The following is a 19,703-nucleotide window of genomic DNA, read 5'->3' as shown; positions in this document are numbered from 1 at the left end:
GTCGCTGGCGCAGAGGCTTGTTTGGCGTTGCTCGGGCGCTCATCAGGCGCGCAGCAGGCGCACATCAGGCGTTCAGGCCAGCGCCAAGTCGTAGCCAATGGTCAAGGGTGCGTGGTCGGAGAAGCGCTCGGCCGTGTAGATGTGCTCGGTGCGCGCCAGCTCGGCCAGGGCGGGCGTGGCCAGGTGGTAATCGAGCCGCCAGCCCACGTTGTTGGCGCGGGCCTGGCCGCGGTTGCTCCACCAGGTGTAGCAGGCGTCGGTGGCGTCGGGGCGCAAGCGGCGGTACACGTCCACCAGCGGGCGGCGGCCTTCGCTGGCGTCGCTGAGCAGCTTGGTCATCCAGGCGCGCTCTTCGGGCAAAAAGCCGCTGTTTTTCTGGTTGCTGCGCCAGTTTTTCAGGTCGATGGCCTGGTGGGCGATGTTGATATCGCCGCAAAGGATGAATTCACGCTGCTGCTGCAAGGCGTTGAGATAGGGGTAAATGCCGTCCAGAAAGCGGTATTTGGCCGCCTGGCGATCCTCGCCCGAGGAGCCGCTGGGAAAGTACGCGCTGATGATGGACAGCCGCCGCGCGGGCGTGTCAAAGCGCAGCTCCACGCAACGGCCTTCGGCATCGAACTCGCCGCCATCCCAGCCGTACACCACATCGCTGGGCGTGTGGCGGGTATAGACGGCCACGCCGGAGTAGCCCTTTTTTTGCGCCAAATGAAAATAGCCTTGCAACCCGGCCAGTTGGGTCAGCTCGGCCTTGTCCAGCTCGGCTTGCTGGGCCTTGAGCTCCTGCACGCACATACAATCGGGCTGGGTTTTTTCCAGCCAGGGCAGCAGCCCCTTGTTGACGGCGGAACGAATGCCGTTGGCGTTGAAACTCACAAGCTGAAAGCGTTTTTGGGTCATGAAGGAAAGTGTGGGAATGGGCAATTTGCAAACAGCCAGCGCGGCCGCGCAGCAGGGCGGCGAAACGGGCGCACAAGCGCAGGACTTTGTGCGTTTTGCCATCGAGAGCGGGGTGCTGCGCTTTGGCGAGTTCACCACCAAGGCGGGGCGGTCAAGCCCTTATTTTTTCAACGCGGGGTTGTTCAACGATGGGCGGCGGCTGTTGCGGCTGGCGCAATTTTATGCAAACGCCATTGTGCGCAGCGGCATCGAGTTCGACATGGTGTTTGGCCCGGCCTACAAGGGCATCGTGCTCGCCGCCGCCGTGGCGATGGAGCTGGCGCGCCTGGGCCGCAACGTGCCCTACGCCTACAACCGCAAAGAGGCCAAAGACCACGGCGAAGGCGGCACGCTGGTGGGCGCGCCGCTGCAAGGCCGCGTGCTGATCGTTGACGATGTGATCTCCGCCGGCACTGCCGTGCGCGAGGCCATGCGCATCATCGAAGGCACGGGCGCCAAGGTGCACGCGCTGGCCATTGCGCTGGATCGCCAGGAGATGGCCACCGAAAACGGCCAGGATGTGCCCTACAGCGCCGTGCAACACGTGCAAAATCAGTTGGGCTTGCAGGTATGCGCCGTGGCCACGTTGGAGGATATCCTGGCGTTTTTGGGCAGCGACGCTGCGGCGGCCATGCCTGCGGCCCAGGATTTGCAGGCGTATTACGGCAAGGTGCAGGCGTATCGCCAGCGCTACGGTGTGTATTCGAAAGGTTGCCAATGACAAAGTCTCCCGAACGCGCGCGCCGCTGTGGCGCTGGCGCCCTGCCTATGGCGGCCTGGGCTTGCTGCCTGGCTTTGACGGCAGCTCAAACAGTGGTGCAGACGGCCCAGGCCTCTGACCAGCGCGCCCGCATTTACACCTGCGTGGATGCGCATGGCCGCACGCTGACCTCCGATCGCCCCATCCCCGCCTGCAACGACCGCGAGCAGCGCATTCTGGATGGCGTCACCGGCCACCAAAGTGGCACGCGTGCGCCCAGCTATACGGCGGAGGAACGGCGCGAGATGGCGCAAAAAGAGCAGCAGCGCCAAGCTGAGCTGAAGCGCCTGCGCGACGCTCAGCAGCGCGAGCGCATTTTGCTGATGCGTTATCCCGACGAGAAGGCGCACGGTGTGGCCCGCGAAAAGGCCAAGGAAAACGTGCGCGCGGTGATTGCTGGCGCGCAATTGCAGTTGGAGCAATTGCAAGAAGACAAAGTCCGCCTGGCAAACGAGCTGGAGTTTTACCAGAACGACATCAGTAAAGCGCCGCCCATGCTGCGGCGCAACATACAGGCCAACCAGCAAAACATCGAGGAGCAAGAGCGCTTCATCGCCGGCAAGAGGGGAGAGGAAAAACGCATCGATGAACAATTCGACGTTGAATTGGCCGAGCTTCAACGCCTGTGGGCGCGCTGAGAGCCTGTTCAGAGTCTGCAAAGCCTGAGCCTGCCTGCGCCAACGCCCGGAAACTGCCCTTGCCTGCCGCGCCCGTTGGCGCGGCGCTTTTTTCAACCACCCCCCACTTACCGTTATCCCATCATGGCATCCACACTGAGCGACAAACTTTCGCGGCTGGTCAAGGAAATGCGCGGCCAGGCCCGCATTACCGAGGCCAATGTGCAGGACATGCTGCGCGAGGTGCGCATGGCCTTGCTCGAAGCGGACGTGGCCTTGCCCGTGGTGCGCGACTTCATCGCCCGCGTCAAGGAAAAAGCCCTGGGGCAGGAAGTTGTCGGCTCGCTCAAGCCCGGCCAGGCGCTGGTGGGCATCGTCAACAAAGAGCTGGCCGCCACCATGGGCGAAGGGCAGGCGCAGCTGCGCCTGAATGTGCAGCCGCCGGCCATCATCCTCATGGCGGGCTTGCAGGGCGCGGGCAAAACCACCACCACCGCCAAGATTGCCCGCCTGCTGCGCGAGAAGTTCAAGAAAAAGGTGCTCACCGTCTCGGGCGACGTCTATCGCCCGGCGGCCATTGAGCAGCTCAAAACCGTCACCGCCCAGGCCGGGGCGGAGTGGTTTCCCAGCACGCCCGAGCAAAAGCCGCTGGAGATTGCCCGCGCCGCGCTCGATTACGCGAAAAAGCATTACTTCGATGTGCTCATCGTCGATACCGCCGGGCGTCTGGCCATCGACGAAGTGCTAATGGAAGAAATCAAAAGCCTGCACGCCGCGCTCGACCCGGCCGAAACCCTGTTCGTGGTGGACGCCATGCAGGGCCAGGACGCCATCAACACCGCCAAAGCCTTTAGCGAAGCGCTGCCGCTGACGGGCATCGTGCTGACCAAGCTCGATGGCGACTCGCGCGGTGGTGCGGCGCTGTCGGTCAAGCACATCACCGGCGCGCCCATCAAGTTCGCGGGCGTGAGTGAGAAGATCGACGGCATCGAAGTCTTCGACGCCGAGCGCCACGCCGGGCGCATCCTCGGCATGGGCGACATCGTGGCGCTGGTGGAGCAAGTCTCCGCTGGCGTGGACATGCAGGCGGCGCAAAAGCTGGCGGAAAAAGTCAAAAGCGGCGAGAGCTTTGACCTCAACGACTTTCTGATGCAACTGCGCCAGATGAAGCAAATGGGCGGCCTCTCGTCCCTGATGGAAAAGCTGCCCGGCGAGCTGGCGGAAAAAGCCGGCCAAGTCGATATGGATCGCGTCGAGCGCGACGTGCGCCGCAAGGAAGGCATCATTTGCAGCATGACGCCCCAGGAGCGCCGCCGCCCCGAGCTCATCAAAGCCCAGCGCAAAAAACGCATCGCCGCAGGCGCGGGCGTGCAAGTGCAGGAAGTCAACCGCCTGCTCAAGGAATTCGACCAAATGCAAGGCGTGATGAAAAAGATGAAAGGCAGCGGCATGATGAAGATGATGCGCAAGCTCGCAGGCGCCAAATCGCTGTTGGGCGGCGGCGGTGGCTTTCCCAAAATGCCGTTTTGAGCGCTGCCTGCCCTTCTTCATGTTTTCAATCAATAGTTAATTGAATGTAATGCATACCATGCCGAAACAGGCGTGTTTTCTTTCTCTTGATTTGTAAAAAATCTTTGCGCCATGCCCGCTGCCCAGCCCCTCTCCCTCTTTTTGCCCTGCGCTGCGCAAGCCGAGCCGTGGTTGGCTGACGAAGTGCAGCGCATCTGGGCCGCCACGCTGGGCGTGGATGCCGCCGCCCAGCCCGTCATCGAGGCCCAGCGCGGCGGCGTGCGGGTGCAATGGCCGGGGCAGGGCGCCGACCTCGGCGTCTGGATGGACGGCGTGATGCGCCTGAACCTGCACAGCCGCCTGGCCCAGCGCGTGCTGCTGACCCTGGCCAGCGCCCCTTACCGCCATGAGGACGATCTCTATGCGCTGGCGCAAGCCGTGCCGTGGGAGCAATGGTTCTCCCCCGCGCAGACCATCAAAGTCGAAGCCACCGCGCACAAAAGCCCGCTGAAAAGCCTGAACTTCGCTGCCTTGCGCGTGAAAGACGCCGTAGCCGATCGCTTCCGCGCCCAATGCGGCCAGCGCCCCAGCGTGGACACCCAGCGCCCCGACGTGCGCCTGCACCTGCATCTGGACGCCACCCACGCCAGCCTGGCGCTGGACACCAGCGGCCAGGCGCTGTTCAAACGCGGCTGGCGTGAAGACAAAGGCGACGCCCCGCTCAAGGAAACGCTGGCCGCCACCATGCTCGCCGCCTGTGGTTGGAATCCCGCCGAGGGCGTGCCGCTGTACGACCCCTGCTGCGGCAGCGGCACCATCGTCATCGAAGCCGCCCAAATCGCCTGCGGCATCGCCCCTGGCGGACAGCGGCGCTTTGCGTTTGAAAAACTCCAGCCCTTCCAGCCCGCCGCCTGGCAGCGCCTGAAAGAGCAGGCAAAAGCGCAAGAGCACCCGCCCAGCGCCCCCGTTTTCGGCAGCGATATTGCCCACCGCATGGTCGATTTTGCCCAGCGCAACGCCGCGCGCGCAGGCGTGGCCCACGCCCTGCAACTGCGCGGCGGCGACGCCTTGCAGCGCATGCCCCCTTGCCCCCGCCCGGGCGTGATGCTGCTCAACCCGCCCTACGGCACGCGCATTGGCGCGGCCGGGCAAGCCGGGCGCAACTGGCAGCAGCGCCACAGCGCAGGCTTTTCCGCCCGCAGCGCCCGCGAGTTTGCCGATGGCGACGACGGCGCGGCCTTCTTCCAGCAACTGGCCGCGCACTGGAAAAGCCACTACGCGGGCTGGGTGGCCTGGCTGCTCACCCCCGACATGAAACTGCCCGGCAAGCTGCGCCTGAAGGAAACGCGCCGCGTACCCATGCACAACGGCCCCATTGATTGCCGCCTGTTCCGCTTCGACGTGCAAGGCCGCGCTGAAACCACGCTCTAAGCAGGCTCTAAAACCTGCGCTATGCGGCATGCGTTAATACGGGATTGGGGATTTTTGAAAAAATGCAAAGTTACAAATTGGCTCTTTTGCAATCATTGGTTATGGGCTATGCGCATATGGGAATTAAAAAACCAAAGTAAAAAGCCGATTGCTGCGTCTAGAATGCAGTCCAACACCCGGACTTATTGGGTGGCTTTTTGAAAAGGAGTTAAAAATGACATTTTCCAAATTGATGCTGCCCGTTGCTTTGGCCGTTGGTTTGAGCGCATGCATGAGCAACCCCACGCCCCCCAGCCAGGCGCGCTCCGCAACGGTAGCCCCTGCTGCAACCAGCCAACAACATGTTGCTCCGGCGCCTGCCCAAATGGCACAGGAAATGCGCTTTTCTTGCCAGAATGGTTTGACAGTACAGATTCGTTACCTCAATCCCGATCAAGTGGAGCTGAAGCTCGACGACAAGAAAGCGATGCTGACCGCTGCTGTTTCCGGTTCGGGTGAGCGCTATGTGGGCAAGACGGGTTTATTTGGTCGCGGCGCTGAATGGCATCAAAAAGGCAAAATGGGCATGCTGAACTTTGCAGACCCTTATGGCAATATGGTGGAAACCTCTTGCCAAGCTCAGTGAGCTTTGACGATTTTTAAAAAATCGGCTTGTGGTGGCTGTTGGATTTGAATTTTCAAATAGCGTCGCTACAGGTTTTAGATGAAAAAGCAGCGCTTTGAATGCGCTGCTTTTTTTTATATGGCATATGGCTTTTTTGCGCGTTGTGTGCGATTGGGCGGGAAGCGGCTGGAAGACACGATTTGCAGAGCATGCGCCCAAAGGCAAAAAGGGGTCAGGCCTGGCAGAGGCCAAGTGACGGACATAACACGCTCTAGAATGCAGCCCCGGCGCGCCGGTGCATGGGTGTGCCTTGCATGGTTTGATTTTTAGATCAAAAGGAATGAAAACAGCCTTGTTTCGGCATGATATTCAAATGTCATGCTTTCTTTTGTTTTGGAAATTAATGTAAGCTGCAGAAGCCCCGGCGGGCCTTTGTGTTTTCTCCTGTTCATCAAGCGATTGAATCCGTATGTCCCTGAGCAATGTTTCTCCTGGCAGCAAAGCGCCAGAGGTGTTTAACGTCATCATCGAGATCCCTCAAAACGCCGATCCCATCAAGTACGAGGTGGACAAGGAAACGGGCGCGATTTTTGTGGACCGTTTCATCAACACGGCGATGTTTTACCCGGCCAATTACGGCTATGTGCCGCAAACGCTTTCGGGCGATGGCGACCCGGTGGATGTGCTGGTGCTCACGCCTTATGCCTTGCAGCCTGGCGTGGTCGTGCCTTGCCGCGCGCTGGGCATGCTGCGCATGGAGGATGAAAGCGGCGTGGATGCCAAGGTGCTGGCCGTGCCGACGGAAAAAATCCTGCCCGCTTACGCCCACATGAAAACCATTGCCGACGTGAACGAAGGCACGCTCAACGCCATTTCCCACTTCTTTGAGCATTACAAGGATTTGGAAAAGGGCAAGTGGGTCAAGGTGCTGGGCTGGGTCGGCATTGAAGAGGCGCACAAAGAGATTGCCGACGGCATTGCGAATGTGAAGAAGTGATGCCCAAGGCTGGCTGGGCGGGCAGAGCTTGCCGGGCTGGCTTATGATTTTTTGAATTCCAATTCAATAAAAACTTGAGATGCCTATTTCATTGTCGAAATAGGCATTTTTCTTTTCTTTTGATTTGAAGTTTTGGTGTACTGCAAGGTAAGCCTTGAAGCAGGCTCTCAGGGCACCATTGAGTCGTCACCCTGCCGTTGCGTGCGTTGTTGCAGCACGGCTTCGCCCAGTTGCAGCACGGCCAGGGCGTAGTAGCTCGATTGGTTGTAGCGGGTAACGGCGTAGAAGTTTTCCGTGCCCGCAACGTAGTGCGCGGGGCGGTTGCCGTTTTGCAGTTCGATCAAGGCCATTTGCCCGAAGTATTGCTGGCCTTCGGGGAGCAGTTGCACGCCCAGGGCGCGCAGGGCGGCGGCGTCGAAGGTGGGCAGGATGTCGGGCGCCAGGAGCTGGGCCATTTGCTCGGCGCTGGCGTTGAGGGCGATTTCGAAGTAGGCCGGTTGCTGGCTTTTCCAGCCGTGGGCCAACAGGTAGTTGGCCACGGAGGCGATGGCGTCTTCAGGGCTGTCGATGAGGTTGACGCGCTGGTCGCCGTCACCGTCTGCGCCGTAGAGCAGCCAGCTCGATGGCATGAATTGGGGGATGCCAAGGGCGCCGGCAAAGCTGCCGGTGGCGTTGAGCGGATCGAGCCCGTTGGCCAGGCACAGGCGCAGGAATTGCTCCAGTTCTTTGCGGAAGAACTGCGCTCGCTCCAGCGCGCGGGGGTGTTGCTGGGGGTAGTCAAAGGCGAGGGTAGCCAGGGCGTCGAGCACGCGGATGCTGCCCGTGTTCTGGCCGTAGGTGGTTTCGATGCCGATGATGCCGACGATGACGTGTGCGGGCACGCCGGTGCGCGCTTGTACGTCGCGCAGGGCGCGCTCGTGCCGTTGCCAAAATTGCAATCCAGCTTCGATGCGCGCGGCGGTGATGAGGCGTTGGCGGTAGGCGCGCCAATCGCGCACGGTGGGGCTGTTGCGCTTTTGGGCCGGGGTCATCAGCCGTTTCACGCGTGCGTTGTGGCGGGCTTGGCCGAGCACGTGGCCAGCCCATTCGGCGGGGATGTCGGCGGCGAGCGCGCTGGCAAAGGTGTTGATTTGGGCGCTCCAGTCTTGTTGCGCGGCTGGTTGGCTGCGGATGGGCGCGGGGGGCAGGTCGGAGGCCGCTACCGGGGGTGTTGCCTGGGCCGTTGTTTGGGCCTGCGTGGGGTTGGTGAGGATGGCGCATAGGCCGCAGAGCAGCGCGGCGGCGCGCGTGCAAGCCAGTTTGTGCCAGCGTTGGGGCAAGGGGCGCAGGGCTGGGGGAAGGGCGGCGCCAGGCCGCAGATGGAGCGTCATGAATGTGGGTGTTGAGGCCAGCTCAGGCGGCGCCAACGGCGGGCCAGTTCGGGCAGGGTCAGGGGCGCTTGGCGCGCGTAGCGCAGTGTGTGCATGTCTTGCAGCCATTGTGCTAGATCGGTGGCGCCGGGGCCGAAAAATTGTTCGCAGGCCTGGGCCATGCGGGCGGGCGGGGTGTGCTCGGGCAGCTCCAGCCCGGCGGCGGCGAGTTTGCTGCGCGTTTGCGCCAGCAGATGGAGCCAGGGGTCGCGCCGACGCTGGCGCAGCAGGGGCCAGATGAGGTAGGTCAGGCCGGTGGCCAGGGTCAGGCCGACGGCGGTGAGGGCGATTTGCTGCCAGTTCAGGCGGCGCAGGCCCAGGCTTTCCAGTAGCGATTGTTGGCTTTTTTGGTCGTAGTTGATGACCCATTGCGTCCAGCGGTAGTCGATGGCGTCTTGCAGGGCGCTCAGGCGCATCATCCAGCTCCAGCCTGCGCCAAAGGCGGCGGCGCGCACGTCGTTGCCTTCGGGTACTTGGCTTTGGGCGAGTTCGATGCGCTCGGGGGCGATGGCGCCGGTGGGGTCGATGCGCTGCCAGCCGTGCCCGGGCAGCCAGAGTTCGACCCAGGCGTGGGCATCGGATTGGCGCACCGTCCACACGCCATTGACGGGGTTGGCTTCGCCGCCCTGGTAGCCGGTGACGATGCGCGCGGGGATGTCCGCCGCGCGCATGAGGATGGCGTAGGCGGAGGCGATGTGCTCGCAAAAGCCGCGCCGGTGGGTGAACCAGAATTCGTCGGCGGTGTGTTCGCCGTACAGGGGCGGCCGCAAGGTGTAGTGAAACTCCTGCTCGCGCAGCCATTTCAGGGTGTACCCGATGAGGGCACGGTCGGCCTCGGGCTTGGGCAGGTGGGCAAATTGCGTGCGCAGCTCTTGCGCCCAGGCGCGGGTTCGGGGGTTGTCGCCACCGGGCAGGCGCAGGTAGCGGGCCAGCTCTTGCGCCCGCATGTGGCGGCCCTGGCGGCTTTGCGGGTAGCTGATGCCCTGGTAGCGCGTGGCCGATTGCAGCGGGCGATAGCTGCTCCAGACCAACTCTTGCGAGAGCATGCTGCGGGGCTGGTCGATGCCGTCGTTTTGCCCCTCGCCTGCACCCAGCTCCAGCGGCAGCAGCCAGCGCAGGCGGTGTGGCTCCAGCACGGTGGTATAGCGCACGGCGGGGCCTTGGCGCTCTTGCGGGTTGTAGGCGCTGCCCGCAGGGGCGTCGGATTGGACGGGCAGCGGGTCGAAGGCGCGCCAGTGGCGCCCTTGCAGGTGGCCGAGCACGGGGCCACGGAAATACATTTGCGATTGGGCGGGGATGGGGCTGCCGGGGGCGAATTCCACCCGCAGGGCCACGTCGCGGTTTTGCGCCAGTTGGCTGATGGCGCCGACTTCCATCGAATCGGACAGGCCGGTCTGGCCCTGGCCGGGCGCGTTGGGGATGCCCCACAGCGGAGGAAAGCGCGGGAACAGGGCATACAGCGTGGCAATCAGCGGCAGGCCGATGAGCAGCAGCTTCACGGCTGTGAAGGCCGATTCTTTCAACGGGGGCTTGCCCACGGGTTTGTGGGCGTTGACCAGCGCCGTCAGCAGCCCCCAGAACAGCAGCACCATCAGCAGGGCGACCGGCAGGCTCTGGTTGAACAGGAAGTTGGTGACGATGCAGAAAAACGCCAGAAAAAACAGCACCATCGAGTCGCGTTGGGTGTGCATTTCCAGCGTTTTGAGCGCTAGCAGCGTGAGCAGAAATGTCAGCGCCGCGCCGGAGACGGAGGCCTGGCTGATGAGCTCAAACAGCACGCCGCCCAGCGACAGGGCCAGCAAGCTGATGCGCAACCAGCGTTTGGGCAAAGGCTTGGCGCGCCAGGCCAACGTGGTACGCCAGGCCAGCAAGGCCAGCGCGAAGCCGCCCGCCCATAGCGGCAAGGCGCGCGCCATTTGCAGGGCCAGGGCGCTGAGGATGAGCAGCAGAAACAGGCTGTCGCGCGTTTCGCGCGGCAGGCGTGCGGCCCAGGCGGAAAAAAAAGTCATGGCGTGCGCTCGGGTGGCGGGTCAGCTCAAGGCCAGCGCCCGCAAACATTGGTGTTTGTGGGCAGCGCCCTGGCCCGGCTCGATCTGTGTTTGGGGTAGGCGCAGGCCATAGCTCAGGCCCAGCGCATCGGCCTGGATGACCCAGGCGCACAGGCGCGAGAGCACGGCTTCGGGGTGGTGCAGGCCGGTACTGGCGTGGTCCAGCCACAGCTCGGTAGCGCCCAGTTGGGTGTGGTCGCGCCGCACCCAGTCGCCCGAGCCGGTGGCCAGGGCGGTGGCGGTTTTTTTCCAGAGGATGGATTTGATCGGGTCGCCCCGCTGGTAGCTGCGAAAGCCCTCCATCTCGAACGAGGGCGAGCGCGTGGCCGCCAGGCCCGCCGCGCCTGCGGCCTGGCTTTGCGGCAGCGCAGGCGCGTTGCTTTCGGGCGCGGGATAGACCAGCAGCGAGACAGCAGGCCGCCAGATCGACCAGACGCGAAATGCGCCCATGGGGAAGCGCGTTTCGATGGCAATAGGCGGGCTGGCGTGCAGGCCACGTGGCAATGCGGGCAGGGTGAGGGCGTGGCCCGAGGCTTCGCCCGGCGGCACGTCCAGCAGCAGGCTGGGGGCAGTGTGGGCGCTGTGCCCGTCCAGAAACCGCAAGCCGATGGCAAAGCGTTTTTTTCCCCCTGTGTGCTGCACGAACACGGGCAGGCTGGCAGCCTGGTGTGCGAACACGGGCGCAGGCTCTTGCGCGCGCCATTGCAAGCCGCGCAGGTTGCCGTGGGCCATGAGCACGCTGACAAAAGTCACGCCTGCGAGCATGAAGGCGAACAAAAAGCCCAGGTTGATCTGGTAATTGATGGCGGCGATGAGCAGCAAGGCGCTGGTGGCGCCGAGCATCCAGCCCGCGCCGCTGGGCAGCACATACAGGTTGCGCTGCGTCAGCACCCAATGGTTGGTGCGGGGCAGGCGCTGGGTGATCCAGCGGTGCAGGCGGGTGCGCAAATTGGCGCTGGGGCCGGCCGTGGCAGGCGCGGCGGCGTGGGCCAGGGCAGGGTTGGGGGCTGTCATGGCGGGGCCGCTCACCGCAGCGGCACGGCTTGCACCATGCTGCGCACTTGCTCGCTGGCGCTGCGGCCCGATTGCGCCAATGGCACCAGGCGGTGGGCAATGGTTTGCACAATGGTGTCCTGCACGTCTTCGGGAGCGATGTGGTCGCGTCCCAGGATCAAGGCTCGCGCCTTGGCCACGCGCACCAGCGCAATGGCCGCGCGCGGGCTAAGGCCCTGCACAAACCACTGGCCTGAGCGGCTGGCCTCGATCAAGTCCAGCACATAGTCCAGCAGGGCCGGGGCGGCGTGCACGGCCAGCACGGCCTGCTGGGCGCGCAGCACATCGTCGGCGTTCATTTGCGCAGCCAAATGCGGCACCTGCTGGCGGTGGCCGTTGGAGGCCAGCAATTGGCGCTCGGCCGCGCGATCGGGGTAGCCCAGGGAGACGCGCATCAAAAAACGGTCCAACTGCGACTCTGGCAGCGGATAAGTGCCCAATTGCTCGCGCGGATTTTGCGTGGCGATGACGAAAAACGGTTGCGGCAGCGCGCGCGTAACGCCTTCGGCGGAGACTTGCTGCTCCTCCATCGCCTCCAGCAGCGCGCTTTGCGATTTTGGGCTGGCGCGGTTGATTTCGTCGGCCAGCAAAATTTGCGAAAACACCGGCCCGGGGTGGAACACAAACCCCTCCTGCCCCCGGTCGTACACGGATACGCCCGTCAAATCACTGGGCATCAAATCCGCCGTGAACTGCACGCGCGCAAATTGCAAGCCAAAGGTGTGGGCCAGGCCGTGCGCCAGGGTGGTTTTGCCCACGCCGGGCACGTCTTCAATCAGCAAGTGCCCGCCTGCGAGCAGGCAGGTGACGCAATCGAGAATTTGAGGGGATTTGCCGACGATGAGCTGGTTGAGCTGATGCAAAACCGCATCAATCTGGGTGTGTAGCGACATGGAATAAAAATGGCCTGGAAGTAGGGGTTCCCCCGGGGGGCGGTTGCCAAACGAGGCGGCGCATTGCGTTTAACCTTGGGGGGCCAGAGCTTGGAGGCTGCTGCGTGTATGACAGCGTATGAAAAAGTAAGCGCTCGTATCAGCCGAGCTGATGGTAAACCATAAGAGGCAAACAACATGGCTACAGGATATTTCACCCACAGAGATTGCTGGCTGCACGAAATGGGCCCGATCCACCCCGAATGCCCGCAGCGGCTGGACGCCATCGAGGATCGGCTACTCATCAGCGGCGTGATGGACATGCTCCAGCGCTTTGATGCGCCCAAAGCCTCGGTGTACGACCTGGAGCTGGCGCACAGCCGCATTCACATCGCCTCGCTGCTGGGCCTGGATGTGCTGATGCAGGAAGAGCTGCGCGCGGGCGGCGACGGCTACTCCCAGATCGATCCCGACACCATGCTCAGCCCCCACACCTGGAACGCCGCGCTGCGCGCCGCCGGGGCGGTGATTGATGCGACCGACCGCGTCATCGCGGGCGATTTGCAAAACGCCTTTTGCGCCGTGCGCCCGCCCGGCCACCACGCCGAGCGCGATAAAGCCATGGCGTTTTGCTTTTTCAACAACGTGGCCGTGGGGGCCATGTACGCGCTGCACCGCCACCAGCTCCAGCGCGTGGCGGTGGTGGACTTCGACGTGCACCACGGCAACGGCACGGAAGACATCCTGCACAAAGAGCCCAAGGCGCTGATGGTCAGCTTCTTCCAGCACCCCTTCTTCCCCTACAGCGGCGAGACGGCCAAAGGCGAAAACATGCTCAACATCCCCGTGCCCGCGTACACCAAGGGCGTGGACGTGCGCGAGATGATCGACATGATCTGGATGCCGCGCCTGGAGGCCTTCGCTCCTGAAATGATCTTCATCAGCGCAGGCTTTGACGCCCACCGCGACGACGACATGGGCCAGATGATGCTCAACGAAAACGATTACGCCTGGATCACGCAAAAAGTGGTGGAAGTGGCCGAACGCCACAGCAAAGGCCGCATCGTCTCCAGCCTGGAGGGCGGCTACATCCCCGAAGTGCTGGCGCGTTGCGTGGAGTCGCACATTCGCGTGCTGGCCGGGCTGTAGGAGTCTGTGCAAAGCCGCTGCACGGCGGCAGTTGCGTGAAAAGCCCGTAAAAAAAACCGGCATCCTTTGAAAGGATGCCGGTTTTCCATATCAAACTTTATTTTCAAAAGGCCTTATGGCACGTCCATCAAGCCATAAGGCATTTTTGTATTTTCTCTTGATTTGCAATTGGCGATCAGGCCAGCTCGCGCAGGGTTTGTCCCACGGCGTCGAACAGGCTGTCCAGCTCGGCGGGCGTGGTGGTAAACGGCGGGCCAAATTGCAGCGTGTCGCCGCCAAAGCGCACGTAAAAGCCCTTTTTCCACAGCGCCAGGCCCGCCTCGTAAGGGCGCACGATGGCGTCGCCCTCGCGCGGAGCGAGCTGGATGGCGCCCGCCAAGCCGCAATTGCGGATGTCCAGCACATGGGCGCTGCTGCCGCGCAGCGCGTGCAGGGCCTGCTCGAAGTGCGGCGCCAGCTCGGCCACGCGCGGCACCAACTGCTCGCGCTCGAGCACATCCAGCGCCGCCAGGCCCGCCGCGCAGGCCACCGGGTGGGCCGAGTAGGTATAGCCGTGGCCGAACTCCACCGCGTGCAGGGGCGCTTGCTGGTTCATGAAAGTGTCGTAAATCTCGCTGGTGGCCACCACCGCCCCCAGCGGCACGGCGCCGTTGGTCACTTGCTTGGCCACCGTCATGATGTCGGGCGTCACGCCGAAAAACTCCGCGCCGCTGTACTTGCCCATGCGGCCAAAGCCGGTGATGACTTCATCGAAGATCAACAAGATGCCGTGCTGATCGCAAATCTCGCGCAGGCGCTGCAAATAGCCCTCGGGCGGCACGATCACGCCCGCAGAGCCAGCCATCGGCTCGACGATCACGGCGGCGATGTTGGAGGCGTCGTGCAGCTCGATGAGCTTGAGCAGCTCATTGGCCAGCGCCACGCCGCCCGTGGCGGGCATGCCGCGCGAGAAGGCGCAATCGGCTTGCAGCGTGTGCGGCAGGTGATCGACATCCATCAACTGCCCGAACATCTTGCGGTTGGCGCCGATGCCGCCCAAGCTGGTGCCGCCCACGTTCACGCCGTGGTAGCCGCGCGCGCGGCCAATCAGCTTGGTCTTGGCGGGCTGGCCCTTGAGACGCCAGTAGGCGCGCGCCATCTTGAGCGCCGTATCGGCCGACTCCGAACCCGAATCGGTGAAGAACACATGGCCAAGCGTGCCCGGCAGCAGGGCCGTCATCTTTTCGGCCAGTTGGAAGGACAGCGGATGCGCATATTGGAACGCGGGCGAGTAATCCAGCGTGCTCAACTGCGCCGCCACGGCCTGCTGGATTTCCGCCCGGCAATGCCCCGCGCCGCAAGTCCACAGGCTCGAGAGGCTGTCGTAAATCTTGCGGCCCTCTTGGTCGTACAACCAATTGCCCTCGGCGCGCACGATGATGCGCGGGTCTTTCTGGAACGCGCGGTTGGCGCTGAAAGGCATCCAGTGCGCGCGCAGATTCAGCGCCTGGCTCAGGCCGGCAGGTTGGAAGGCGGGGAAGTTCATGAGGCATGTCTCCATCAAGTGGTTTTGGGATGTTTGACGCCTGCGCATTCTAGGGCGTGCAACACGCTGTCCATGCAGGCTGGTGACTGGCGGATTTTGAGAATGCTTCGATGCATATTGCGCCAGTCATTCGGTTGGCATTCTGCAAATGCCAAGACAGGTTGGGGTAAATCTGCTGAGGTGGATGGGTATCAGTCTTCATCAGTCATCAAAAGGCTGAAGCAGGCTTTGCACTTCACCGTACTTGAGAAATCTGGAGAAAACCTCTGTCACCCCGGAAAAGTTGAAATCATCTATGCGAATCAGTCTTTCAATGGTGAAAAACGCCCACGCAACGGTATGGCCTTCAACATTTTTATATGAAGATTCTTGCTCCACAGCATAGCGCTCAGCCAGCTTGAGTGCCTGCTCCTCAGAGGCAGCTTGCAGCAATACGATTTGCTCCTCCCAAATGTTGGAGTTATCGGAGTCGCCATTGATGGAGGAACGGAAAAAAATGGATGCACTGTAATAGTTTTGGTCTGGTTTTATTGATGATTGTTCGATATTTTTTGATTTCATGATTTTTATTTAAAAGTATCAAAGATACTCATATTTAGATTATCATAGATATGAATATGATGATTTTTCCCTTCGCCTCTCCTGGCGTGTTCACTTCCCCCTGCAGGCTCCCCTGGGTAGGCGGATACACGGATTTGCCCATCTGCATAAATGGTCAAAAGCCCCTCCGGATCCACAAAATTCACCGGATCCTGCAAAACATAGCCATAGAGGTTGGAATCCCCACCATCAAACAAGATGGGATCCTTGGCCGTCCATCGCCCAGTTTCTGCGTCGTAGTCTCTTGCCCAAAAGCGGGTCAGGCCGGTGTCTGGGCCGTACAGGTCACCCGCAAATCCAAAGGGCTGGAAGCCCGGCTGGCTGTCGTGGGTGACGCGGCCCCAGGCGTCGTAGTCGATGCGTTGGCCGATCTGGCCGGTCTCGGCGTCGATGACCAGGCGGATGCTGCCCAGGTGGTCGGCGATCAGACGCCAGGTTTTGCCGCCCTGCAGCATCAGGGTAGGGGCATTGCTGCGGTCTGCGTACACGAACAGGCTGCGAATGTTGCCCTGCTGGTCGAACTCGGCCAGCGGGTGCAGCTTGTCGAGAAACAGCAGGCGGTATTGCGCCTGCCCGTCCTTGCGCTTGCCGATACGGCGGCCCAAAGGATCGATCTCGTAATCAATACGCTGGCCGCCAGGCAGCTGCACTTGGCGCAGGTTGCCCTGGGCATCGTATTGTTAACGGGTTTGCCCTTGCGGGGAGGTTCTGGTTGGCTTTTCTTTCTTGAACCGCATTCATGTCATAAAACCCAATCTACCCCATGCAAATTTACTCCTTTCGTTTTATTGATTTCATGACTATCCTTGATTTTAAAATAATGATAAAAATTACAAAAAGACAAATAAAAAATATCCCAAGATGAAAGAAGGCTACATTCAAAAAATATTGCTTATCACCTCCTGGTGGGCCACTATAGAGCCAAAGATGCGCAAGAAAACTGTTTAGATACAAAATTGCGGTAAACCCAAAAAATAAAATCGCCGCAGTCGCTATTATCAACATAACATATATCATCTTATTCTGCATCCGTTTATTATTTCATTAACAAATGACTGGCAATTATTTGTTGGGCCCCACCTTCCCAAGGGCTTCCCAAGCCACATTGCAGAGTTTACGCAGTCTTCGTCAACATTGGGCTGCATAATGCATCTGGAGTTTTTCTGGATTGCCTCTTCTTTATGATCAACTACAAATACCTGAACTCCTGGAAGCGAGCTATCTCCATTTTGTGCTGGTATTACTCCTTGGATTGTTCCCATTCCTCGCTCAATGGAGTCCGTTAATATCCACTCGTGATCAAAAATGCCTAATATAAAAGGCAGATCGGCAGGGCGACCGCAAACATATACCTCTTTTCCTTCTGGATCCACAAAATTCACCGGATCCTGCAACACATAGCCATAGAGGTTGGTATCGCCGCCGTTGAACAAGATGGGATCCTTGGTCGTCCATCTGCCCGTTTCTGCGTCGTAGTCTCTTGCCCCAAAGCGGGTCAGGCCGGTGTCTGGGTCGTACAGGCCGCCCGCAAACCCAAAGGGCTGGAAGCCCGGCTGGCTGTCGTGGGTGACGCGGCCCCAGGCGTCGTAGTCGATGCGTTGGCCGATCTGGCCGGTCTCGGCGTCGATGACCAGGCGGATGCTGCCCAGGTGGTCGGCGATCAGACGCCAGGTTTTGCCGCCCCGCAGCATCAGGGTGGGGGCATTGCTGCGGTCTGCGTACACGAACAGGCTGCGAATGTTGCCCTGCTGGTCGAACTCGGCCAGCGGGTGCAGCTTGTCGAGAAACAGCAGGCGGTACTGCACCTGCCCGTCCTTGCTTTCACACGCAAACTATTCGGAACAAGGATAAAAACTCACTTCCAAATCCGCGCCCATCTTCTCAATTACGGAAATCACACGTCCACCAATTTCCGTCGAAAAAAATGCAACACCATCGGACGGATAGACAAAAAAAGCAACCCTAAACAATTTACTATCGAACGCAGAAAAATCAATGCCTGACACCACATCAAGGAAATCGGTCATCATTTCATCCAAGTCAACATCCTGACTCTTTTTGTAAACCATTGAGAGATGCCGATCGCTTTTTTCTACAAAAATGTCATGACTCTTCGGAAGAATAGTTTTTCCAATATTTTCGCCAAAACAAGATAGAGAAATTTCTAAATCCATATCACTCACCTTTCTTTTCTACCCAGGTATTAGTACAGGGATCCCAGTCGAAATGACAGTCCATTGTCGAGCACGCGAGCGAGCGAGCGAGGCTGAAGAAACCAAGGTATCAAAAACATCTCAATCATCTCTTGAAGAAAATCCATATCAATAAAACCATTTTGCTTGTTATTTATGGGCTTCCATTCTTCAAAGTATGCCCGAGCATCTTCTTCTGGAACCATTTTTGTTTTTGGATCCTTTAGCGCTTTCATCTCTTTACCTCCATCCAATTTATGAAACCAATGCCAAAATTCTTTTGGCAAACCGTAAAGCTTGTCCCATGGACCTGTTCCTAACGGATCCACTCCATTCACCGGATCCTGCAAGACATAGCCATAGAGGTTGGAATCCCCACCATCGAACAGAATGGGATCCTTGGCCGTCCATCTGCCCGTTTCTGCGTCGTAGTCTCTTGCCCAAAAGCGGGTCAGGCCGGTGTCTGGGCCGTACAGGTCACCCGCAAATCCAAAGGGCTGGAAGCCCGGCTGGCTGTCGTGGGTGACGCGGCCCCAGGCGTCGTAGTCGATGCGTTGGCCGATCTGGCCGGTCTCGGCGTCGATGACCAGGCGGATGCTGCCCAGATGATCGGCGATCAAACGCCAGGTTTTGCCGCCCCGCAGCATCAGGGTAGGGGCATTGCTGCGGTCTGCGTACACGAACAGGCTGCGAATGTTGCCCTGCTGGTCGAACTCGGCCAGCGGGTGCAGCTTGTCGAGAAACAGCAGGCGGTATTGCACCTGCCCGTCCTTGCGCTTGCCGATACGGCGGCCCAAAGGATCGATCTCGTAATCAATACGCTGGCCGCCAGGCAGCTGCACTTGGCGCAGGTTGCCCAGGGCGTCGTGCTGGTATTGGTATTCGGCGGGGAAGGGTCATATAGAAATAAATTCTAAAGATATTCATCCTTGGAAATTAGTATTGGCATACTTGCAAATGAGTAGTCCCAGTTGACGTCAAAAAAATGATGGCAGGCACCCCTATGATATCGGACGAGTAGCAAATGTTTTATGAAATCTTCACTGGATTTGCGGGAGAAGGATATATGGGAGTCGGTGCTTGAAATATGGATGATATTTTTTCGTTGTTTTGTTTTTATTTTAAGATTGATGCTGCCCATTGGAAGAAATGCCTTCAAGGAATGAATCTCCGCTTCATTGTTTTTTTTTAATAATTCAATTAAGCTATCGAGGCCAGCATTGTCGGCTGCTATTAATAGGGATTTTTCCCATTTTTCAAAAACTGCTGCAAAAATCATTATTTTCTCGGCGGCAATCCGCCGTGTGGAACGTTTTGCCAAGGAGAGCTTGGTCTGTCGTGAGGATTGTAGTCCCAATGAGGGTTATGCCATTTATCACCAGGGAACCATCGCCATTCTCCTCCATTTTTATCCCAAAGGCTCTTGCCGCCCTTATTTTTTTCAGACTCTCGACTAGCATCACCCGGCTGGCATTGTTCGCCTTCTGGAATAGGTGGATAAAGACCCTCAGGAGGGAGGCCTCGCTCTGGAATTTCATTATTACTAACGTCAATTTCTTCATTAAAAGTACATACGCCCGCAAGCACACACGCGGCTACGCCGCCGACCACCGGGCCTAGTGCTTGGCGGGCCATGCTTCGGATTGCACTGGAAAAAGCAGCGCCCCCGACAACTCTAATCCCTATCGCAATGGCGGGTGCGATGAGGCCATTGGGATCTTTGAGGTTCACCGGATCCTGCAAAACATACCCATAGAGGTTGGAATTCCCACCATCAAACAAGATGGGATCCTTGGCCGTCCATCGCCCAGTTTCTGCGTCGTAGTCTCTTGCCCCAAAGCGGGTCAGGCCGGTGTCTGGGTCGTACAGGCCGCTGTATTGACCCAGCAGAACCTGCACAGGTCAGGCCGCTAAAGCATAAGCCTCAGCGGGCGTCTTCATGCCCAGCGCCTGGTGAGGACGCTGGTGGTTGTAAAAGCCGATCCAATCGCCGATCACGCG

At 60.1% G+C, this 19,703-nt stretch carries 21 protein-coding genes; 7 read left to right on the top strand and 14 right to left on the bottom strand.

Annotated features, from left to right (window positions below):
* Window positions 1-72: 72 nt before the first annotated feature.
* Window positions 73-897: an exodeoxyribonuclease III gene (locus EBQ26_RS07305; protein WP_122238365.1), complete on the bottom strand. Its 825-nt coding sequence runs from the start codon at window positions 895-897 to the stop codon at window positions 73-75.
* Between the two features lie 16 nt (window positions 898-913).
* Between EBQ26_RS07305 and pyrE the strand changes: the two genes are divergently transcribed.
* From pyrE to ppa, 6 genes are all read left to right on the top strand, one after another.
* Window positions 914-1,657 carry an orotate phosphoribosyltransferase gene (gene pyrE, locus EBQ26_RS07300; protein WP_122238364.1) on the top strand — a complete coding sequence of 248 codons (744 nt, stop codon included), beginning with the start codon at window positions 914-916 and terminating at the stop codon, window positions 1,655-1,657.
* The gene (locus EBQ26_RS07295) at window positions 1,654-2,334 is read left to right on the top strand and encodes a DUF4124 domain-containing protein (protein WP_122238363.1); all 681 of its coding nucleotides are present in this window, start codon (window positions 1,654-1,656) and stop codon (window positions 2,332-2,334) included. The genes pyrE and EBQ26_RS07295 overlap by 4 nt, the downstream gene beginning before the upstream one ends.
* Before the next feature lie 123 nt (window positions 2,335-2,457).
* Window positions 2,458-3,843, top strand: coding sequence for a signal recognition particle protein (gene ffh / locus EBQ26_RS07290; RefSeq protein WP_122238362.1), 1,386 nt, complete (start codon window positions 2,458-2,460; stop codon window positions 3,841-3,843).
* A 111-nt stretch (window positions 3,844-3,954) separates the two neighbouring features.
* A complete protein-coding gene (locus EBQ26_RS07285) occupies window positions 3,955-5,253 on the top strand; it encodes a THUMP domain-containing class I SAM-dependent RNA methyltransferase (RefSeq protein ID WP_122238361.1) in 1,299 nt (432 codons plus the stop codon).
* Between the two features lie 214 nt (window positions 5,254-5,467).
* The gene (locus tag EBQ26_RS07280) at window positions 5,468-5,878 is read left to right on the top strand and encodes an MliC family protein (protein WP_122238360.1); all 411 of its coding nucleotides are present in this window, start codon (window positions 5,468-5,470) and stop codon (window positions 5,876-5,878) included.
* A gap of 448 nt (window positions 5,879-6,326) precedes the next feature.
* On the top strand, window positions 6,327-6,854 hold the full coding sequence (gene ppa / locus EBQ26_RS07275) for an inorganic diphosphatase (protein ID WP_122238359.1): 528 nt from the start codon (window positions 6,327-6,329) through the stop codon (window positions 6,852-6,854).
* Between the two features lie 167 nt (window positions 6,855-7,021).
* Here ppa and mltB read toward each other — a convergent pair whose 3' ends face one another.
* Genes mltB through EBQ26_RS07255 form a run of 4 tightly spaced genes read right to left on the bottom strand, consistent with a single transcriptional unit; the run spans window position 7,022 to window position 12,257 of the window.
* Complete coding sequence (mltB, locus tag EBQ26_RS07270; RefSeq protein WP_122238358.1) at window positions 7,022-8,224, bottom strand: lytic murein transglycosylase B; 1,203 nt, start codon at window positions 8,222-8,224, stop codon at window positions 7,022-7,024.
* The gene (locus EBQ26_RS07265) at window positions 8,221-10,272 is read right to left on the bottom strand and encodes a transglutaminase family protein (protein ID WP_122238357.1); all 2,052 of its coding nucleotides are present in this window, start codon (window positions 10,270-10,272) and stop codon (window positions 8,221-8,223) included. Before EBQ26_RS07265 ends, mltB begins: the two co-directional genes overlap by 4 nt.
* A 21-nt stretch (window positions 10,273-10,293) precedes the next feature.
* A complete protein-coding gene (locus EBQ26_RS07260) occupies window positions 10,294-11,325 on the bottom strand; it encodes a DUF58 domain-containing protein (protein WP_124779711.1) in 1,032 nt (343 codons plus the stop codon).
* Window positions 11,326-11,336: 11 nt separating this feature from the next.
* Window positions 11,337-12,257, bottom strand: coding sequence for an AAA family ATPase (locus tag EBQ26_RS07255; RefSeq protein ID WP_122238355.1), 921 nt, complete (start codon window positions 12,255-12,257; stop codon window positions 11,337-11,339).
* A 177-nt stretch (window positions 12,258-12,434) separates the two neighbouring features.
* Here EBQ26_RS07255 and EBQ26_RS07250 point away from each other — a divergent pair, with 177 nt between their 5' ends.
* Complete coding sequence (locus EBQ26_RS07250) at window positions 12,435-13,385, top strand: histone deacetylase family protein (protein WP_122238354.1); 951 nt, start codon at window positions 12,435-12,437, stop codon at window positions 13,383-13,385.
* Window positions 13,386-13,560: 175 nt separating this feature from the next.
* Here EBQ26_RS07250 and EBQ26_RS07245 read toward each other — a convergent pair whose 3' ends face one another.
* From EBQ26_RS07245 to EBQ26_RS07210, 9 genes are all read right to left on the bottom strand, one after another.
* Window positions 13,561-14,910: an aspartate aminotransferase family protein gene (locus tag EBQ26_RS07245; protein ID WP_122238353.1), complete on the bottom strand. Its 1,350-nt coding sequence runs from the start codon at window positions 14,908-14,910 to the stop codon at window positions 13,561-13,563.
* A gap of 201 nt (window positions 14,911-15,111) precedes the next feature.
* Window positions 15,112-15,471, bottom strand: coding sequence for a DUF4288 domain-containing protein (locus EBQ26_RS07240; protein WP_122238352.1), 360 nt, complete (start codon window positions 15,469-15,471; stop codon window positions 15,112-15,114).
* Between the two features lie 5 nt (window positions 15,472-15,476).
* A complete protein-coding gene (locus tag EBQ26_RS07235; RefSeq protein WP_122238351.1) occupies window positions 15,477-16,160 on the bottom strand; it encodes an RHS repeat-associated core domain-containing protein in 684 nt (227 codons plus the stop codon).
* Window positions 16,161-16,523: 363 nt separating this feature from the next.
* On the bottom strand, window positions 16,524-17,315 hold the full coding sequence (locus tag EBQ26_RS07230; RefSeq protein WP_122238350.1) for an RHS repeat domain-containing protein: 792 nt from the start codon (window positions 17,313-17,315) through the stop codon (window positions 16,524-16,526).
* A 27-nt stretch (window positions 17,316-17,342) separates the two neighbouring features.
* Window positions 17,343-17,684: a hypothetical protein gene (locus EBQ26_RS07225; RefSeq protein ID WP_147474023.1), complete on the bottom strand. Its 342-nt coding sequence runs from the start codon at window positions 17,682-17,684 to the stop codon at window positions 17,343-17,345.
* 29 nt (window positions 17,685-17,713) lie between these two features.
* Window positions 17,714-18,544, bottom strand: a complete 831-nt coding sequence (locus tag EBQ26_RS07220) for an RHS repeat domain-containing protein (RefSeq protein WP_147474022.1) — start codon at window positions 18,542-18,544, stop codon at window positions 17,714-17,716.
* A gap of 71 nt (window positions 18,545-18,615) precedes the next feature.
* Window positions 18,616-19,023, bottom strand: coding sequence for a hypothetical protein (locus EBQ26_RS12675; RefSeq protein ID WP_147474021.1), 408 nt, complete (start codon window positions 19,021-19,023; stop codon window positions 18,616-18,618).
* Window positions 18,981-19,601 carry an RHS repeat-associated core domain-containing protein gene (locus tag EBQ26_RS12950; protein WP_238944223.1) on the bottom strand — a complete coding sequence of 207 codons (621 nt, stop codon included), beginning with the start codon at window positions 19,599-19,601 and terminating at the stop codon, window positions 18,981-18,983. Before EBQ26_RS12950 ends, EBQ26_RS12675 begins: the two co-directional genes overlap by 43 nt.
* Before the next feature lie 3 nt (window positions 19,602-19,604).
* A complete protein-coding gene (locus tag EBQ26_RS07210) occupies window positions 19,605-19,700 on the bottom strand; it encodes an integrase core domain-containing protein (protein WP_238944160.1) in 96 nt (31 codons plus the stop codon).
* Window positions 19,701-19,703: the final 3 nt, after the last annotated feature.

It is taken from the genome of Allofranklinella schreckenbergeri (assembly GCF_003703475.1).
In the GTDB taxonomy this organism is placed as follows: Bacteria; Pseudomonadota; Gammaproteobacteria; order Burkholderiales; family Burkholderiaceae_C; genus Lampropedia; species Lampropedia schreckenbergeri.
This window is presented reverse-complemented; position numbering and strand designations above follow the sequence as displayed.

What these genes read in the sequence shown, in the direction of transcription:
- pyrE (WP_122238364.1), top strand. Translation starts at nt 914, where the DNA reads ATGGGCAATTTGCAAACAGCCAGCGCGGCCGCGCAGCAGGGCGGCGAA.
- ffh (WP_122238362.1), top strand. Translation starts at nt 2,458, where the DNA reads ATGGCATCCACACTGAGCGACAAACTTTCGCGGCTGGTCAAGGAAATG.
- EBQ26_RS07260 (WP_124779711.1), bottom strand. Translation starts at nt 11,325, where the DNA reads ATGACAGCCCCCAACCCTGCCCTGGCCCACGCCGCCGCGCCTGCCACG.
- EBQ26_RS07265 (WP_122238357.1), bottom strand. Translation starts at nt 10,272, where the DNA reads ATGACTTTTTTTTCCGCCTGGGCCGCACGCCTGCCGCGCGAAACGCGC.
- EBQ26_RS07240 (WP_122238352.1), bottom strand. Translation starts at nt 15,471, where the DNA reads ATGAAATCAAAAAATATCGAACAATCATCAATAAAACCAGACCAAAAC.
- EBQ26_RS07250 (WP_122238354.1), top strand. Translation starts at nt 12,435, where the DNA reads ATGGCTACAGGATATTTCACCCACAGAGATTGCTGGCTGCACGAAATG.
- EBQ26_RS07245 (WP_122238353.1), bottom strand. Translation starts at nt 14,910, where the DNA reads ATGAACTTCCCCGCCTTCCAACCTGCCGGCCTGAGCCAGGCGCTGAAT.
- EBQ26_RS07280 (WP_122238360.1), top strand. Translation starts at nt 5,468, where the DNA reads ATGACATTTTCCAAATTGATGCTGCCCGTTGCTTTGGCCGTTGGTTTG.
- EBQ26_RS07255 (WP_122238355.1), bottom strand. Translation starts at nt 12,257, where the DNA reads ATGTCGCTACACACCCAGATTGATGCGGTTTTGCATCAGCTCAACCAG.
- EBQ26_RS07285 (WP_122238361.1), top strand. Translation starts at nt 3,955, where the DNA reads ATGCCCGCTGCCCAGCCCCTCTCCCTCTTTTTGCCCTGCGCTGCGCAA.
- EBQ26_RS07225 (WP_147474023.1), bottom strand. Translation starts at nt 17,684, where the DNA reads ATGGATTTAGAAATTTCTCTATCTTGTTTTGGCGAAAATATTGGAAAA.
- mltB (WP_122238358.1), bottom strand. Translation starts at nt 8,224, where the DNA reads ATGACGCTCCATCTGCGGCCTGGCGCCGCCCTTCCCCCAGCCCTGCGC.
- ppa (WP_122238359.1), top strand. Translation starts at nt 6,327, where the DNA reads ATGTCCCTGAGCAATGTTTCTCCTGGCAGCAAAGCGCCAGAGGTGTTT.
- EBQ26_RS07305 (WP_122238365.1), bottom strand. Translation starts at nt 897, where the DNA reads ATGACCCAAAAACGCTTTCAGCTTGTGAGTTTCAACGCCAACGGCATT.
- EBQ26_RS07295 (WP_122238363.1), top strand. Translation starts at nt 1,654, where the DNA reads ATGACAAAGTCTCCCGAACGCGCGCGCCGCTGTGGCGCTGGCGCCCTG.